General features: G+C 70.0%; 9 protein-coding genes. 5 read left to right on the top strand and 4 right to left on the bottom strand.

Translation table 11 applies throughout. The annotated features are described in order from the left end of the window. Window positions 1–393 precede the first annotated feature (393 nt). A complete protein-coding gene (locus OG963_RS15625) occupies window positions 394–1,350 on the bottom strand; it encodes a CAP domain-containing protein (RefSeq protein ID WP_093778644.1) in 957 nt (318 codons plus the stop codon). A 145-nt stretch (window positions 1,351–1,495) separates the two neighbouring features. Here OG963_RS15625 and OG963_RS15620 point away from each other — a divergent pair, with 145 nt between their 5' ends. The 4 genes from OG963_RS15620 (at window position 1,496) to OG963_RS15605 (ending at window position 8,203) form a co-directional block, all read left to right on the top strand. After that, entirely contained in the window at window positions 1,496–1,777 is a 282-nt protein-coding gene (locus tag OG963_RS15620; protein WP_093778642.1) for an acylphosphatase, read from the top strand. Between the two features lie 439 nt (window positions 1,778–2,216). Further along, window positions 2,217–2,429, top strand: coding sequence for a hypothetical protein (locus OG963_RS15615; protein ID WP_018551753.1), 213 nt, complete (start codon window positions 2,217–2,219; stop codon window positions 2,427–2,429). A gap of 294 nt (window positions 2,430–2,723) precedes the next feature. Further along, window positions 2,724–6,557 (top strand): AAA family ATPase, encoded by a 3,834-nt coding sequence (locus tag OG963_RS15610; RefSeq protein ID WP_093778640.1) that lies wholly within the window; start codon window positions 2,724–2,726, stop codon window positions 6,555–6,557. A 227-nt stretch (window positions 6,558–6,784) separates the two neighbouring features. Continuing rightward, window positions 6,785–8,203, top strand: coding sequence for a sugar porter family MFS transporter (locus tag OG963_RS15605; RefSeq protein ID WP_093778638.1), 1,419 nt, complete (start codon window positions 6,785–6,787; stop codon window positions 8,201–8,203). 75 nt (window positions 8,204–8,278) lie between these two features. Here OG963_RS15605 and OG963_RS15600 read toward each other — a convergent pair whose 3' ends face one another. Both OG963_RS15600 and OG963_RS15595 read right to left on the bottom strand, forming a co-directional pair. Continuing rightward, window positions 8,279–9,238 (bottom strand): LLM class flavin-dependent oxidoreductase, encoded by a 960-nt coding sequence (locus OG963_RS15600; protein WP_371799177.1) that lies wholly within the window; start codon window positions 9,236–9,238, stop codon window positions 8,279–8,281. Between the two features lie 300 nt (window positions 9,239–9,538). Then, window positions 9,539–10,909, bottom strand: a complete 1,371-nt coding sequence (locus tag OG963_RS15595) for a cytosine permease (RefSeq protein ID WP_093778636.1) — start codon at window positions 10,907–10,909, stop codon at window positions 9,539–9,541. Window positions 10,910–11,018: 109 nt separating this feature from the next. Here OG963_RS15595 and ftsY point away from each other — a divergent pair, with 109 nt between their 5' ends. Beyond that, on the top strand, window positions 11,019–12,233 hold the full coding sequence (gene ftsY / locus OG963_RS15590; RefSeq protein ID WP_371799176.1) for a signal recognition particle-docking protein FtsY: 1,215 nt from the start codon (window positions 11,019–11,021) through the stop codon (window positions 12,231–12,233). A gap of 31 nt (window positions 12,234–12,264) precedes the next feature. Here the strand turns inward: ftsY and OG963_RS15585 are convergent, their stop codons facing one another. Next, the gene (locus OG963_RS15585; RefSeq protein WP_093778634.1) at window positions 12,265–12,966 is read right to left on the bottom strand and encodes a bifunctional DNA primase/polymerase; all 702 of its coding nucleotides are present in this window, start codon (window positions 12,964–12,966) and stop codon (window positions 12,265–12,267) included. Between the last annotated feature and the right edge of the window lie 71 nt (window positions 12,967–13,037).

The raw sequence follows: 13,037 nt of genomic DNA, 5'->3' as shown, positions 1-13,037 counted from the left end.
CTCATCCGTGCCAACACGTGCAGCGCACGGTCGGCGAAGGCTCCACGACTCGACCCGCGCAAGGTCAAGCCGAGGACTGCCGATCGGGTCAGGGTAGTGCGGGCGGCTATGCCTGAGCGGTATCGGGCGCTGGTGGACCCCGCTGCTGGCTGCGGCCTTCACCAAGGTGAGGTGTTCGGCCTGGCTGTCGACGCAGGCGAGAGCATCAAGGCTCTCAGTGAATGTCTCGGCCACCATGATTCCGGCTTCGCGCTGCGGACCTACGCGCATCTGATGCCGTCGAGCGAGACCCCGTACACGGTCGGCCGTAGACACAGTTCGGGCCGCCTCGGTTGCCGATAACGGCCCCGAGACGGCCCGAGAAAGCTGATGGGTCACCGACCTGCGGAAATCTCAGAAGCCGAAGTCCTGCGTCCACCAGGGGCCGCCGGAGCCGTAGTGGACTCCGACGCCGAGTGTCTTGTAGTCGCAGTTGAGAATGTTTGCTCGGTGGCCTTCGCTGTTCATCCAGGACGTCATCACGGCCTGTGCGTCGGCCTGGCCGCGGGCGATGTTCTCGCCGCCGAGCCCCGTCACGCCGGCCTTGGTGGCACGGTCCCAGGGGGTCTGGCCGTCCGGGTCGGTGTGGCTGAAGAAGCCGCGGGCCGCCATGTCGTCACTGAAGTCCTGGGCAAGCGAGGCGAGCGAGGCGCTGGCCGTCACCGGGCTGCAGCCGACCTTCGCGCGCTCCTCGTTGACCAGGGCGAGCACGGCCGCCTGTGCGGAGGTGTCGGCAGGTGGGGATGAGGCCGGGCGGGTCGGAGCGGCGGAAGACGTCCTCGGCGTCGCCGAGGCCTTGGCCGTCGGGGTCTTGGTCGCCGGGGCGGCGCCGGTCCTGTCGGCCGCCGAGGGAGCGGCGCTCTCTTCGGTCTTCTGCGCCTGCTTCGTCTGCTCGGCCTTCTCCGAAGGCGAGGTGGACGGCGTCGCGGAGGAACTGGGGGAGCCCGACCCCTCGGGCCCCTGGGAACGCCCCGTACCGCGGCTGGCCGAGGCCGACGACGTGCCGCGGTCGGCCGGCGCGGTGGTGGAACCGCCCTGCGTCAGCAGGTCCGGTGCCCCGTCCGCGCGGACCTGGTCGGCGGCCGTGCCGCCGCTCACGTGGTAGCCCGCGCCGCCCGGCAGCAGTCCGGAGGCCACGGCCACGGCTCCGACGGCCATGGCCGCGGAGACGCCGACCAGTCCGGTACGCAGATGCATGGCGGACCGCTTCCTGCGGCGGGCGCCCCGGTGGCGGCGGGTGTCCGCGGCCTTGTACGGGTCGGCGGCCGGACCTGCTTCGGGACCTGCGGCGGAGCGTCGATGGCGGCCCATCTGCTGTCCCCTTCTGGCGATCTGGACGCCACTCCGGGCGTCAACATGCCTCACCCGAACAGGTGAGGCTATTGCGACGGGACTGTACGCCATGGCCTATGGGGCCGAAGTGCCCGTTGAGCAATTGGCCGGTTAGCGTTCTGGCATGAACGAAGACGTGCGACTCACTGCTTGGGTACGCGGCCGAGTACAGCAAGTAGGGTTCCGCTGGTTCACCAGGGCAAATGCTTTGGAGATCGGGGGTCTCACCGGATTCGCCCTCAATCTCGACGACGGTCGGGTGCAGGTGGTCGCCGAAGGACAACGTGAGAATTGCCACCGTCTGCTGGAGTGGCTGCGGTCCGACGACACACCCGGCCGCGTGGACGGAGTCACTGAGATCTGGGACACCCCGCGCGGCGGTTACGAGGGATTTGCCATCCGCTGATCGTGATCCGGATATCGACCGAATTCGGGGCCGTGTTCGGACCGTGTTCGAGGGGCGGCGAGGGGTGACGGTGTGCCCCACCGATCCCCGTACACATGAAATGACCTGCGGAAGGACCGGGTGGTTGCCAAGAATCGGTTGGCATGCCAGGCTGCCGCAGTAAGGATGATCTCCACGCCCTTCAGGGCGCCGCAGGAGAGTCGCGCCGCATGATCGTCAAGCCGCGCATCCCAGGGACGCCCGCCTCTACAGGGTGTGATCGTGTTGACCGTCAAACTTTTTGGTGAGACGCTGAAAACCCCGCGCACCTTAGCTGTTTGGCAGAGCTGGTTGGCAGCAGAACCGCAGTGATGACAGAGCGCTGCCGAGCACCGCGGGTGCGATTCCCTCACGACCCACACCGCATCGGTCGGTCACTCAGTGTGGAGGACCATCCATCATGGCAAAGGCGCTTCTCGGTTACGTCGGCGGTTCCGACCCGCGACTCCTCGCCGAGATGCGACGGCTCCAACAGCGCGTCCAGGATCTTGAATCCGAGCTCGTACGGATTCAGGACGAGAACGACGCGCTCAACGCCGCCGCCCAGCACCAAGAGTCGCTGCTCGACAGCATCGACATCGACGTACCCCAGGCGGAGCCGGCGCTGACCTGACCGAAGGCCCACAGGGGCCGGTCGGGCTGCTTGCGTCAGCCGTCTGAGTTCATCACCGGATCGTCACCGGATCACTGAAGATCATCACTCTGATCTGTCGCGCTATTGATCCGCCGCGTTCTTGATCCGTTACGCAGCACAGCAGCAAGATTTAAAGGGGCGCCTCGGCGTCCCTTCTTTCTTTGTCGCGGACCTGCGCCGGACCGCCCCCGGACGTACACCCCTTCCCTTACCGTCTGATGTGCCCTGCACCTTCATCAGCGAAACCGAGAGCGAAAGGTAGAGTCCGGCGGCGTGCATCTCAAGGCCCTGACCCTGCGTGGTTTCAAATCGTTCGCCTCCGCCACGACCCTGCGGTTCGAACCGGGGATCACCTGTGTCGTCGGTCCCAACGGTTCCGGCAAGTCCAATGTGGTGGATGCGCTCTCCTGGGTCATGGGTGAGCAGGGCGCCAAATCCCTGCGCGGCGGCAAGATGGAGGACGTGATCTTCGCCGGCACCACCGGGCGGCCTCCGCTCGGACGCGCCGAAGTGTCGCTGACCATCGACAATGCGGATGGCGCACTGCCCATCGAATACGCCGAAGTGACGATCACTCGGATCATGTTCCGCAACGGCGGCAGCGAATACCAGATCAACGGCGACACCTGCCGACTCCTCGACATCCAGGAACTGCTCTCGGACTCCGGTATCGGCCGGGAGATGCACGTCATCGTCGGGCAGGGCCAGCTGGACTCCGTACTCCATGCCGATCCGATGGGGCGGCGCGCGTTCATCGAGGAAGCCGCAGGCGTGCTCAAGCACCGCAAGCGGAAGGAGAAGGCGCTGCGGAAACTGGACGCGATGGGGGCCAACCTGGCCCGCGTCCAGGATCTGACGGACGAACTGCGGCGGCAGTTGAAACCGTTGGGCCGGCAGGCGGCCGTGGCCCGGCGGGCCGCCGTCATCCAGGCGGATCTGCGCGACGCCCGGCTGCGGCTGCTCGCCGACGACCTGGTGCGGCTGCGCAACGCGCTGCGCAGCGAGATCGCCGACGAGGCCGCGCTGAAGCAGCGCCGGGAAGCGGCGGAGGCGGAGCTCAAGGCGGCTCTGGCACGCGAGGCGGAGCTGGAGGACGAGGTACGTCGGCTGGCGCCGCGGCTGCAGCGCGCCCAGCAGACCTGGTACGAGCTCTCGCAGCTGGCCGAACGCGTACGGGGCACGATCTCGCTCGCCGACGCCCGGGTGAAGAGTGCCACCGCCGCACCGGAGGAGGAGCGGCGCGGGCGCGATCCGGAGGACATGGAGCGCGAGGCCGCCCGGATCCGTGAGCAGGAGGCGGAGCTGGAGGCCGCGCTGGAGGCGGCGGAACACGCGCTGGAGGACACCGCCGCGCACCGGGCCGAACTGGAAAGGGAGTTGGTCGCCGAAGAACGCCGGCTCAAGGACGCGGCCCGGGCCATCGCGGACCGGCGCGAAGGTCTGGCGCGGCTGACCGGTCAGGTCAATGCGGCCCGGAGCCGGGCCGGTTCGGCGCAGGCGGAGATCGACCGGCTGGCCGCCTCGCGCGACGAGGCGCAGGAGCGGGCGGTCGCGGCGCAGGAGGAGTACGAGCAGCTGAAGGCCGAGGTGGCGGGCCTGGACGCGGGTGACGCGGAGCTGGGCGAGCGCCACGACACCGCCAGACGGGAGCTGGCGGAGGCGGATGCGGCCCTTTCGGCCGCCCGGGAGGCCGCCACCGGCGCGGAACGCAAGCGGGCAGCGGTAGCGGCCCGCCACGAGGCACTGTCCCTGGGTCTGCGCCGCAAGGACGGCACGGGGGTGCTGCTCGCCTCGAAGGACAGCCTGTCGGGTCTGCTCGGCCCGGCCGCGGAACTCCTGACGGTGGCCCCGGGCCACGAGGTGGCGGTGGCGGCGGCACTGGGCGCTGCGGCGGACGCGGTGGCCGTGACGGATCCGGCCACGGCAGCGAACGCGATCCGCCTGCTGCGCAAGCAGGACGCGGGGCGGGCGGCGTTGCTGCTGGGGGGTGCTGGGCCCGCGGATGTGATCGACGCGGGAGGAGTTCCGGGGCAGGGGCCCGGGCCCGGTGCCGGGCCGGGTGCGCCGGTGGACGCGGATGCCCGGCGTCTGCCCGGGCAGGTCGCGGTGCCCACCGCGCAGGACACGGAGACGGGGGCCGGGTTCGTACCCGGCCCGGGCGGTGAGCAGGAGGCGGTCCCGACCGACGCCGCCCGGCTGCCCGGCCAGGGCGTAGGCCACGGCCCCGTGGCAGACGCCCCGGCACACCGGATCGCCGGACATCCCGAGGCGTCCGGTCCGCTGCTCCGCGCGGTGGCCCAGGATGCCCCGCCCGCTGTCGCCGATCTTGTCCAGGGGCCGGCCGGCCTGATGGACGCCGTGCGTGGGCTCGTGCGGGGCATGGTGGTCGTCCCCACACTGGAGGACGCCGAGGATCTCGTTGCCGCGCATCCCGAGCTGACCGCCGTGACCGGCGAGGGAGATGTTCTGGGGGCCCACTTCGCGCACGGCGGGTCCGCCGGCGCGCCCAGCCTTCTCGAAGTGCAGGCGTCCGTCGACGAGGCTGCCGCCGAGCTGGCGGAACTGGCCGTTCGGTGCACCGGGTTGGCCGAGGCCCAGCGACTCGCGGGGGAGCGGCGCAGCGCCTGCGCCGAACTCGTCGAGGAGCTGGCGGAGCGGCGCAGGGCCGCCGAGCGCGAGAAGTCAGGGGTGGCCCAGCAGCTCGGGCGGCTCGCCGGGCAGGCACGCGGCGCCGCGGGTGAGGCCGAGCGGTCGGCCGCCTCCGCGGCTCGCGCCCAGGACGCCCTGGAACGGGCGACCGAGGAGGCCGAGGAGCTGGCCGAGCGGCTGCTCGTGGCCGAGGAGATGCCGGTCGAGGAGGAACCCGACCATTCCGTGCGCGATCGGCTCGCCGCCGACGGGGCCAACGCACGCCAGACCGAGATGGAGGCCCGCCTCCAGGTCCGTACCCACGAGGAACGCGTCAAGGGGCTCGCCGGACGCGCCGACTCCCTCGACCGCGGTGCCCGTGCTGAACGCGAGGCCCGCGCCCGTGCCGAGCAGCGCCGCACCCGGCTGCGCCACGAGGCCGCGGTCGCCTCCGCCGTCGCGTCCGGCGCCCGTCAGCTTCTCGCCCACGTCGAGGTGTCCGTCGTACGGGCCGAGGAGGAGCGGGTCGCGGCCGAGGCGGCGAAGGCGGAGCGTGAACGGGAGTTGACCGCCGAGCGCGGCCACGGCCGTGAGCTCAAGGGCGAGCTCGACAAGCTGACCGACTCCGTCCACCGCGGCGAGGTGCTGGGCGCCGAGAAGCGGCTGCGGATAGAGCAGCTGGAGGCGAAGGCACTCGAGGAGCTGGGTGTGGAGCCGGCCGGGCTGGTCGGCGAGTACGGCCCCGACCAGCTGGTACCGCCGTCGCCGGCCGCGGAGGGCGAGGAGTTGCCGGAGGACCCGGAGCATCCGCGCAACCAGCCGAGGCCGTTCGTCAGGGCCGAGCAGGAGAAGCGGCTGAAGTCCGCCGAACGGGCGTACCAGCAACTCGGGAAGGTGAATCCGCTCGCCCTCGAGGAGTTCTCGGCGTTGGAGGAGCGGCACAAGTTCCTCTCCGAGCAGCTCGAGGACCTGAAGAAGACCCGCGCCGATCTGATGCAGGTGATCAAGGAGGTCGACGAGCGGGTCGAGCAGGTGTTCACGGAGGCGTACCGGGACACGGCCCGCGAGTTCGAGGGCGTCTTCTCACGGCTCTTCCCGGGTGGTGAGGGCCGGCTCGTCCTGACCGATCCGGACAACATGCTGGCGACCGGTGTCGATGTCGAGGCCCGCCCGCCGGGCAAGAAGGTCAAGCGGCTCTCCCTGCTGTCGGGTGGTGAGCGGTCCCTGACGGCCGTCGCGTTGCTGGTCTCGATCTTCAAGGCGAGGCCGAGCCCGTTCTATGTGATGGACGAGGTCGAGGCAGCGCTCGACGACACGAATCTGCAGCGGCTGATCCGGATCATGGAGGAGCTCCAGGAGAGCTCGCAGCTCATCGTGATCACGCATCAGAAGCGGACGATGGAGGTCGCCGACGCGCTGTACGGCGTGTCGATGCAGGGTGACGGGGTCTCCAAGGTCATCAGCCAGCGACTGCGCTGAACCTTTACTCGTTCTTCAAATCTTCAACGCACCTTTTGGGCGGTCCTGGGTAGAAGCCGACCATGCTCGTTTTTGACTTCGAAACTTGAACACATACTCTCTGAGACGTCGTTTTTAAGTTCAAGTGGTGGCGGCTGAAGAGTTGTGCGCCACTTGAGAAGAGTTTCCCCCCACGCCTGACGACTCGCCCCCACGCCTGACGACGCGGCCAGGTACCAGGAGTTCATGTGACCAGCACCTCGCAGACACCGGGATCCGGAGCCCGAGCAGCCCATCCGGAACACCTCGGCCATGTCATCTTCATCACGGCGGCCGCTGCGATGGGCGGCTTCCTCTTCGGCTACGACAGTGCCGTGATCAACGGCGCCGTCGAGGCGATCCGGGACCGCTACGACATCGGCTCCGCAACGCTTGCCGAGGTCATCGCCATCGCGCTGATCGGCTGTGCCATCGGCGCCGCCACGGCGGGCCGTATCGCCGACCGGATCGGCCGCATCAAGTGCATGCGGATCGCCTCGGTGCTGTTCACCATCAGCGCCATCGGCTCCGCGCTGCCGTTCGCCCTCTGGGATCTCGCCCTCTGGCGGATCATCGGCGGCTTCGCCATCGGCATGGCCTCGGTCATCGGCCCGGCCTACATCGCCGAGGTGTCGCCGGCCGCCTACCGAGGCAGGCTCGGCTCCTTCCAGCAGGCGGCGATCGTCATCGGCATCGCCATCTCGCAGCTGGTGAACTTCGGCATCCTGCAGATGGCCGACGGCAAGCAGCGCGGCACGATCGGCGGCCTGGAAGCCTGGCAGTGGATGCTCGGTGTGATGGTCGTTCCCGCGCTCCTGTACGGGCTGCTGTCGTTCGCGATCCCCGAATCGCCGCGGTTCCTGATCTCGGTCGGCAAGAAGGACCGGGCCCGGGAGATCCTCGGTGAGGTCGAGGGCCGGAACGTCGATCTGGACGCCCGCGTCCTGGAGATCGAGACGGCCATGCACCGCGAGCACAAGTCCACCTTCAAGGACCTGCTCGGCAGCCGCTTCGGCTTCCTGCCGATCGTCTGGGTCGGTATCGGCCTCTCGATCTTCCAGCAGCTCGTCGGCATCAACGTGGCGTTCTACTACTCGGCGACGCTGTGGCAGTCCGTCGGTATCGACCCGACCGACTCGTTCTTCTGGTCGTTCACCACATCGATCGTCAACATCATCGGTACCGTGATCGCGATGGTCCTGGTCGACCGTATCGGCCGCAAACCGCTCGCGCTGGCCGGCTCCGTCGGTATGGCGATCGCTCTGGCCTTCGAGGCCTGGGCCTTCTCCGCCGATCTGGTCAACGGCAAACTCCCGACCGCCCAGGGCGTCGTCGCCCTCATCGCGGCCCATGTCTTCGTGCTCTTCTTCGCTCTGTCGTGGGGTGTCGTGGTCTGGGTCTTCCTCGGCGAGATGTTCCCGAACAGGATCCGCGCCGCCGCGCTCGGTGTCGCCGCCTCCGCCCAGTGGATCGCCAACTGGGCGATCACCGCGAGCTTCCCGAGTCTGGCCGACTGGAACCTGTCGGGCACCTACATCATCTACACATGCTTCGCCGTGCTCTCGATCCCCTTCGTACTCAAGTTCGTGAAGGAGACCAAGGGCAAGGCGTTGGAGGAGATGGGCTAATCCCCGCTGCCCCTCTCCTCGACCACGCGTCCCCGGCCCGCGCCCGCGAGCCGGGGACGCGCGCATCCGCCTACGTCATCGTGCGAGCGCGTCGCAGAACAGACGCAGGCTGCGCCACCCCTCCTCGACCGGCATCCCACCGCACAGCGGATGCAGCACCAGGCTGTCCGCCTCCAGTGCCGCCAGCTGCTGCGGGGTGACGACCCGGTAGACGCCTTCGTCCCGTAGCTGCGCCACCGTCGTGGCCGCCGAGCGCACGGCCGAGCGGATGTCCTTCGACTGCCAGGAGGCGTACGTCCGTGCCTCGTGCAGGAAGTGCTGACCGTACTCGGCCCAGGTCCGATCGGGGTCCTCCGAGACATGAAGCAACGGCGTCTCGACCGCCGGCATCATGCAGAACCCCTCCGTGCCGTGGACCGCGCGTTGCTCGTGGTAGTACGCCTCCAGCTCGGGCAGATGGGCGCTCGGGAAGAAGGGCAGCCCCAGCCGGGCCGCCCGCCGCGCCGCGGCCCGCGAGCTGCCCCCCACCAGCAGCAGCGGATGCGGCTGGGTGTACGGGCGCGGAGTGACCTGGACCGTACGGCCGCGGTACGGGAACGGTTCGCCGGTCCACGCCCGCAACAAGGTCTCCAGCAGCTCGTCCTGGAGCCGGCCGCGCCTGCCCCACTCGACGCCCGCCTGTTCGTACTCCTCGGGCCGGTATCCGATGCCCGCGACCGTCACCAGCCGGCCCCCGCTCAGCAGATCGAGGACCGCCATGTCCTCCGCAAGCCGCAGCGGGTCGTGCAGCGGGCCGATCATCGCCGAGACGGTGACCGCGATCCGCTTCGTGGCGCCGAAGACCGATCCTGCGAAGACGAAGGGGGAGGGCAGCCAGGAGTCGGCGGCACCGTGGTGTTCCTCGGTCTGCACGGTGTCGACACCGTGCAGGTCGGCGTAGGCGGCCATCTCCAGCGCCGCACGGTAGCGGGCCGAGAGGGAGTCGGGGGTGGCGGCGGGATCGACGAGATTGAACCGGACCACTGTGAAGGCCATGACGGGTGTCCCCTTTTCACCGGGTGGGCTGGGGCCTCTCGTTCGGATCATGCTGGCGGCGGGGGCCGGCACGCGGATCTGCCGCGTTGTCGTGGGTCTTCCCCGAGCTCTCGGCTTCGATCGAGCAGGGGAGACCCCATGCGCTCCGCGTGGGCTCCTTCCTCCGCCTTGCAGCCGCACGCACCACGGTGACATCAGCCGCTGCGCGGCGGGCCGCTCCCTGACAGCCTGATCCGAACGAAGACCCTGGGCGCGCCGGGACAGTAGCTGACATGGCGTCAGAAGTGTAGGGGTGCGCCGTCACCGCAACCCGGCCGGGCGCGGCAGCAGGGCGTACAGGGTGCCGGAGACGGCGATGGTGGCCGCCCAGCCCAGGCCGTGGCGCCCGATCCAGGTGGTGGCGAGCGGGCCGGTGAACCACTCCACACCGGTCAGCAGCAGCCCGACCACCAGCCCTGAACCCCACGCGGCCACGGCGGGTACGGAGAAGCCGCCGGTGTACCAGTAGGCCCCGGCCGGAGAGGTGTCCAGCAGGGCCGCCGCATCGTAGGTGCGCCCCCGCAGCAGATCCACGCCGAAGACACCGATCCAGGCGGAGAACGTCACCGCGAGCAACGTCAGAAAAGAGACGAACGGACCGATGAAGCTGCTCGTCGCCAGCATCAGAAACCCGCCGAGAAGAACACTGATGGCCGCATTCACCCCGACCGCCCAGGTTCGCGGGATCATGAATCCCAGCGTCTGCGCGGTGAAACCGGCCGAATACATCGACATCGCGTTGATCAGCACCATTCCCGCCACGGCAATCAGCAGATAAGGCACCGAGATCCAGTCCGGCAGCAGTGTGCCGATGAAGGAGACCGGATCGCTGCTGGTGGCCAGGCCCGGAGTGGCCACCGCCATCACCGCACCCATCAGCACCAGCGGCAGCGAGACCAGCACCGCACCGCCCACGGTCGCCCCGACCACCGCCCGACGGGGAGTGGCGCGCGGCAGGTAGCGGGTGAAGTCCGGGGCGGACGGCACCCAGCTGATGCCGCCGGCCGCCAGCGTGCCGATCCCGGCGATCATCGGCGCAGTCGGTCCGGCCGGTCGGTCCAGTACGGCCCGCCAGTCGGTCCCGACCCCCAGATGGATCAGCACGAGGACACTGAACCCGCCGAATAGATACGCCGACCAGATGGAGCACGCCCGCAGTGCCCCCGCCCCGATCCCGGACACCAGAAAGCTGATCGCCACGAAGGCCACCAGCACCGCCATGCCCAGCGTCGTGGTGGAGCGGACGGAGAACAGCAGATCGAGCACGGCCAGCAGGGCGTACGCGCCGGTGACCGCGTTCACCGTTTCCCAGCCCCAGCGGGCGATCCAGATCAGCGCACCGGGCAGCAGATTGCCGCGCTGTCCGAAGACGGCCCGGGAGAGCGCCATGCCCGGCGCACCGCCCCGCTGCCCGGCGACCGAGACGAGGCCGACGAGTCCGTAACTGACGGCGGGCGCTGTGATCGCGACGATCAGTACCTGCCAGAGATTCAGGCCGCTGAAGACGACGAGCCCGGCGCCCACGGTGAGCAGCAGGACGGTCATGTTGGCGGCGGCCCAGGTGGGGAAGAGGGTGCGGACCCGACCGGTGCGCTCGCTGTCGGGGACGGGTTCCAGGCCGCGGGTCTCCACGAACGGGATCGTACCTTTACCGCCAAAAGGTGCATAACGTCTCGTCGGATTCCGGGGTGATCCTCCGGTGCCGCCCGCGAGTGCGGCCGTGACTGATACTGGGTGGGTTATGGAATTCGTCATCCTTGCTGTAGTCATCGCCGCCCTGGTCGTGGCCGGCCTGGTCAGCGGGCTCGTGGTCAGCGGCCGCAAGAAGAAGCAGCTGCCCCCGGCACCGTCGAGCACGCCGACCCTCACTCCTCCCGCCGAACCCCATGTCGGCGAGGAAGCCGAGACACCGCGCGAGGAACCGCGCCGCACCATCGAGGAGGTCGGTCCCCCCGACGCCCAGGCTCCCGTCGCGGAAGCCCCGGCAGTCGCCGAGCCGGAGGCACCCGCTGTCCCCGCGCTCGAGATCCCCGAGCCCACCGCCGGCCGCCTCGTACGGCTGCGCGCCCGGCTCGCCCGCTCGCAGAGCACCCTCGGCAAGGGGCTCCTCACGCTCCTGTCCCGCGACAATCTGGACGAGGGCACCTGGGAGGAGATCGAGGACACCCTGCTCACCGCCGATGTCGGCGTCGCACCCACCCAGGAGCTGGTGGAGCGGCTGCGCGAGCGCGTCCGCGTCCTCGGCACCCGTACCCCGGAGGGGCTCCGCACACTGCTGCGCGAGGAGCTCCTCGCCCTGCTCGGCACCGACTTCGACCGTGCGGTCAAGACGGAGAGCGGCGTCGACACCCCCGGCGTCGTCATGGTCGTCGGTGTCAACGGCACCGGCAAGACCACCACCACGGGCAAGCTGGCCCGGGTCCTCGTCGCCGACGGCCGCAGTGTCGTGCTCGGCGCCGCCGACACGTTCCGTGCCGCCGCCGCCGACCAGCTCCAGACCTGGGGCGAGCGCGTCGGTGCCCGCACCGTCCGCGGACCCGAGGGCGGCGACCCGGCGTCGATCGCCTTCGACGCGGTGAAGGAAGGCATTGCCGAGGGTGCCGACGTCGTGCTCATCGACACCGCCGGCCGGCTGCACACCAAGACCGGGCTCATGGACGAGCTCGGCAAGGTCAAGCGCGTCGTCGAGAAGCACGGCCCGCTCGACGAGATCCTGCTCGTCCTCGACGCCACGACCGGGCAGAACGGCCTGGTTCAGGCCCGGGTGTTCGCCGAGGTCGTGGACATCACCGGCATCGTCCTCACCAAGCTGGACGGCACCGCCAAGGGCGGCATCGTCATCGCCGTCCAGCGCGAGCTGGGCGTACCGGTGAAGCTGGTGGGTCTGGGCGAGGGGCCGGACGATCTGGCTCCGTTCGAGCCGGAGGCGTTCGTCGACGCGCTGATCGGCGACTGACGCCCGCGGGTCCGCCCGCTCGCCGTCGTCCTCAATTGCCGGACGGGTTCGCCTTCGAGCCCGTCCGGCAATGGGGTTTCAGGCCCCGGGAGCGATGACAGATGTAGGCCAGCGTGCCCAGCAGCAGCCGCGCCTGCGGCGGCCTGCCCGACGTGTCGAGCACCGGCGGACGCAGCCAGCGGGCCGGACCGAGACCGCCCTCGTCGGACGGCGGGGCGGTGATGTGGCAGCCGGGGCCCAGCGCCCGCAGATCCAGATCCGCGTCGTCCCAGCCCATCCGGTACAGCAGCTGCGGAAGTTCGGCGGCGGCGCCCGGCGCGACGAAGAACTGGGCCCGCCCGGACGGGGTCACCGCCACCGGGCCGAGCGGCAGACCCATCCGCTCCAGTCGCACCAGCGCCCGGCGCCCGGCCGGTTCGGCGACATCGAGGACGTCGAACGTGCGCCCCACCGGCAGCAGCATCGACGCGCCCGGCACCTCGGCCCACGCGCTCGCCGCCATGGCCAGCGTGGCGCCGGCGGGCACCTCGTCGGCGAAGTCCAGAGGATGCGCGCCCGGGGCGGCGCAGCCGTTGTCGCCGCACGAGCAGCGGCCGGCCGCGGCCCGGGCTCCCGGCGCGACGGCCCAGCCCCACAGCCCTGTGTACTCGGCCACCGCGGTGCACTCGGCCGTGCGACCTCGACGCCGTGCGCCGGATCGCATCTCACGGATGCCGCCGATCGTGAAGCCCATGCCCCCTCCAACGGGTCCGGCTCGCCGGTGGTTACGACGCGGAGTGCGGTCGTTACATTCCGTCGCCCCGT

The sequence above is a fragment of the Streptomyces sp. NBC_01707 genome (genome assembly GCF_041438805.1).
GTDB lineage: Bacteria > Actinomycetota > Actinomycetes > Streptomycetales > Streptomycetaceae > Streptomyces.
The sequence above is the reverse complement of the archived record's forward strand: the minus strand, read 5'-3'. Positions and strand labels throughout refer to the sequence as shown.